The sequence below is a fragment of the Burkholderia sp. ZZQ-2 genome, from assembly GCF_050768715.1.
Lineage (GTDB): Bacteria > Pseudomonadota > Gammaproteobacteria > Burkholderiales > Burkholderiaceae > Burkholderia > Burkholderia cepacia.
This window is the reverse complement of the sequence record NZ_LDVA01000272.1, coordinates 1-3,832: the sequence shown is the minus strand read 5'-3', so window position 1 is coordinate 3,832 and position 3,832 is coordinate 1. Positions and strand designations below refer to the sequence as shown.

General features: G+C 68.5%; 4 protein-coding genes. All 4 read left to right on the top strand.

What is annotated here, in order from left to right:
* Positions 1-1,810 (top strand): amidohydrolase (locus ABY44_RS21050; RefSeq protein ID WP_431641737.1); only part of this gene is annotated, 1,810 nt, incomplete at its 5' end.
* 1 nt (position 1,811) lies between these two features.
* On the top strand, positions 1,812-2,264 hold the full coding sequence (locus tag ABY44_RS21045; protein WP_060206430.1) for a DoxX family protein: 453 nt from the start codon (positions 1,812-1,814) through the stop codon (positions 2,262-2,264).
* Between the two features lie 25 nt (positions 2,265-2,289).
* Positions 2,290-3,204 carry a hypothetical protein gene (locus ABY44_RS21040; protein ID WP_060173001.1) on the top strand — a complete coding sequence of 305 codons (915 nt, stop codon included), beginning with the start codon at positions 2,290-2,292 and terminating at the stop codon, positions 3,202-3,204.
* Positions 3,201-3,832 (top strand): YoaK family protein (locus ABY44_RS21035; RefSeq protein ID WP_431641803.1); only part of this gene is annotated, 632 nt, incomplete at its 3' end. The genes ABY44_RS21040 and ABY44_RS21035, both read left to right, overlap by 4 nt.

Genomic DNA, 3,832 nt, shown 5'->3' with positions numbered 1-3,832 from the left:
CGCCGTCGCAATCAAGGACGGCCGCTTCGTCGCGGTCGGCCACGACGCGGACGTGATGCCGCTCGCGGGCCGCGCGACGAAGGTCGTCGATCTCGAGGGCCGCGGCGCGCTGCCGGGCCTGATCGACAACCACTGCCACGTGATTCGCGGCGGCCTGAACTACAACATGGAACTGCGTTGGGACGGCGTGCCGTCGCTCGCGCTTGCAATGGACATGCTCAAGCGGCAGGTGGCGATCACGCCCGCGCCGCAATGGGTGCGCGTGGTCGGCGGCTTCACCGAGCACCAGTTCGCCGAGAAGCGCCTGCCGACGATCGACGAACTCAACGCGGCCGCGCCCGATACGCCGGTGTTCATCCTGCACCTGTACGATCGCGCGCTGCTGAACGCGGCCGCGCTGCGCGTGGTCGGCTACACGAAGGACACGCCGGAGCCGCCGGGCGGCACGATCCTGCGCGATGCCGCGGGCAACCCGACCGGGCTGCTGCTCGCGAACCCGAACGCGACGATCCTGTACGCGACGCTCGCGAAGGGGCCCAAGCTGCCGTTCGAATACCAGTACAACTCGACGCGCCACTTCATGCGCGAACTGAACCGTCTCGGCGTGACCGGCGTGATCGACGCGGGCGGCGGCTCGCAGAACTATCCGGACGACTACGAGGTGATCCGCAAGCTGCACGACGCGGGCGAGATGACGATCCGGATCGCGTACAACCTGTTCACGCAGAAGCCGAACGCCGAGAAGGAAGACTTCGTGAACTGGACGAAGAGCACGAAGTATCACGACGGCACCGACTACTTCCGCAACAACGGCGCGGGCGAAATGCTGGTGTTCTCGGCGGCCGACTTCGAGGACTTCCGCGTCGCGCGTCCGGACCTGCCGGCGCAGATGGAAGACGATCTCGAGGGCGTCGTGCGCGTGCTCGCGCAGAACCGCTGGCCGTGGCGCATGCATGCGACGTACGACGAAACGATCAGCCGCGCGCTCGACGTGTTCGAGAAGGTGAACAAGGACATCCCGCTCGAAGGGCTGAACTGGTTCTTCGATCACGCGGAAACCATCACCGAAAAGTCGATGGATCGTATCGCGGCGCTGGGCGGCGGCATCGCGGTGCAGCACCGGATGGCGTACCAGGGCGAATACTTCGTCGAGCGTTACGGCGCGCAGGCGGCCGAAGCGACGCCGCCGGTCGCGAAGATGCTGTCGAAGGGCCTCAAGGTGTCCGCCGGCACCGACGCGACGCGCGTGGCGTCGTACAACCCGTGGGTGTCGCTGTCCTGGCTCGTGACGGGCAAGACGATCGGTGGCTTGCGCATGTATCCGCAGCGCAACCTGCTCGATCGCGAGACCGCGCTGCGCATGTGGACCGAATACGTGACGTGGTTCTCGAACGAGGTCGGCAAGAAAGGGCGGATCGCGGTCGGGCAGCTGGCGGACGTGGTCGTGCCGGATCGCGACTTCTTCGCGTGCGCGGAGGACGACATCGCGGGCACGACCGCGTTGCTGACGGTGGTCGGCGGCCGGATCGTGTGGGGCGCGGGCCCGTTCGCGTCGCATGACGCGCCGATTCCGCCCGCGATGCCGGACTGGTCGCCGGTGCGCGAGTACGGCGGCTACGGCGGCTGGGGCGCGACGCAGCGCAGCGGCGCACCGCTGCAACGCGCGGCAGCCGCCGCCGCGATGTGCGGCTGCGCGAATGCGTGCAACGTGCACCAGCATGCGCACGCGAGCGCGTGGGGCAGCACATTGCCGACGTCGGACGCGAAGGGCTTCTGGGGCGCGTTCGGCTGTTCCTGCTGGGCGGTCTGACATGGCGACGACAACCGGCCGGTACAGCCCCGCGTGGATTCGTGCGCTGCTCGCGCAGCCGTGGATCGGCGCGCTGGTTCGACTTGCACTCGTGTCCGCCTTTCTGATCGGCGGGATCAACAAGGCGATGCACTTCGACGCAGCAATCGCGGAGCAGGCGCATTTCGGTTTGCACCCGCCCGCGTTGTGGGCTGCACTGGCGGTCGTCGTCGAGATCGGCGGCTCGCTGTGCATCGTGTTTCGCCGCTTCACGTGGCTCGGCGCCGGCGGCCTCGGCATGCTGACGCTCGTCGCGATGGCGGTGGCGAACGACTTCTGGAACCAGACGGGCGCCGCGCGTTTCATGGCGCTCAACAGCTTTTTCGAGCATCTCGGGCTGATCGCTGCACTCGTGCTCGCGACGCGGCTCGCCGATGCGACGTATCCGGCCGGCAACGGCCGTGCCACTCGATGACGATCAACAACAAGGACATCCAGTCATGAAATCGATTCGTTCCGCCTTGCTCGCGCTGGCGATCGCCGCCGGCCTCGTCGCGGCGCCGGCCGCGTACGCGAAGCCGCCCGTCCTGCCGGCGGCCACGCCGACGCTCGCCGTCGGGCCGCAATACGACACGACGCACGTGTACGTGGCGCCGGAGGATTTCGATCGCTTCACCGACAGCTTCGTCGCGACGTTCGGCGGCAGCAAGTCGAAGCAGGGCGTGTTCCAGGTCACGCCGACGCCGAGCCAGACGATGTCGCAGCTCGTGTTCACGCCGGCCGGCACGATCTCGGTGTTCGGCTTCAAGACGCCGACTCCCTGGCCGTTCGGCGCGGAGCGCACGGGTTATCTCGTCACCGACATGGATGCGGCGATGAAGGTGGCGCGCGAGCACGGCGCGGAAGTGATCGTCGACACGTTCCCCGATCCGATCGGCCGCGATGCGGTGATCGCGTGGACGGGCGGCGTGAAGATGCAGCTCTACTGGCACACGCAGGCGCCGAAGTACGACGCACTGCAGACGATCCCGGAGAATCGCGTGTACGTGTCGCCGCAGAGCGTGCGCAAGTTCGTGCACGACTTCGTCAAGTTCTCGAACGGCAAGGTGGTCTCGGACGATCTGAAGGCGCCCGGCGTCGAGATCGGCCGCCCGAACGACACCTATCGCCGCATTCGCATCACGTCGGGCTTCGGCAAGATGACGGTGCTCGTGACGGACGGCCACCTGCCTTATCCGTACGGGCACGAGACGACGGGCTACGAGGTGCCTGACCTGGCCGCAACGCTGGAGAAAGCCAGGGCGGCCGGCGTCGACGTGCTCGTGCCGCCGTACACGGCGGACGGGCGCGACGCGGCGCTGGTCCGGTTCCCCGGCGGTTATGTCGCCGAGATCCACGCGGGTGTGGCGCGATGAAGCACGAGGATACGATTCTTGCCGCGGTGGCCGGCTTCGTCGACACGCTGAGCTTCGTCGCGCTGTTCGGGCTGTTCACCGCGCACGTGACCGGCAACTTCGTGCTGATCGGCGCGGGGGCCGCGGGGTTCGGCCAGGGCGTCCTGCTGAAGCTGAGCGTGTTTCCCGCGTTCGTGTGCGGTGTCGTCGCGAGCAGCCTGATCGCGCGCGCGTTTGCCGGGCGGCCCGCGTGGCAGGGCACGCGGGCGCTGCATGCGGTCCAGGCCGTGCTGCTGCTCGGCTTCTGCGCGGCCGGCGTGTGGGCGTCGCCCGTCACGCAATCCGACAGCCTGCCGGTGCTGCTGGCCGGCATCGTCGGCACGTTCGCGATGGGCATCCAGAACGCGCATCCGCGCGTGATCGCGCGCGCCGGCGTGCCGAACACGGTGATGACCGGCAACGTCACGCAGGCGATTCTCGACGTCGTCGACCTGCTGTCCGCCGGCACGCCCGACAGCGTGCGCACGGCGGCACGCGCGCGCTTCGCGAAGATGTGGCCGGCGATCGTCGCGTTCGCGCTCGGCGCGATGGCCGGCGCGCTGGGCTTTCGCTATCTCGGGTTCTGGGCGCTGCTGGCTCCGGCCGTCGC

What these genes read in the sequence shown, in the direction of transcription:
- ABY44_RS21040 (WP_060173001.1), top strand. Translation starts at nt 2,290, where the DNA reads ATGAAATCGATTCGTTCCGCCTTGCTCGCGCTGGCGATCGCCGCCGGC.
- ABY44_RS21045 (WP_060206430.1), top strand. Translation starts at nt 1,812, where the DNA reads ATGGCGACGACAACCGGCCGGTACAGCCCCGCGTGGATTCGTGCGCTG.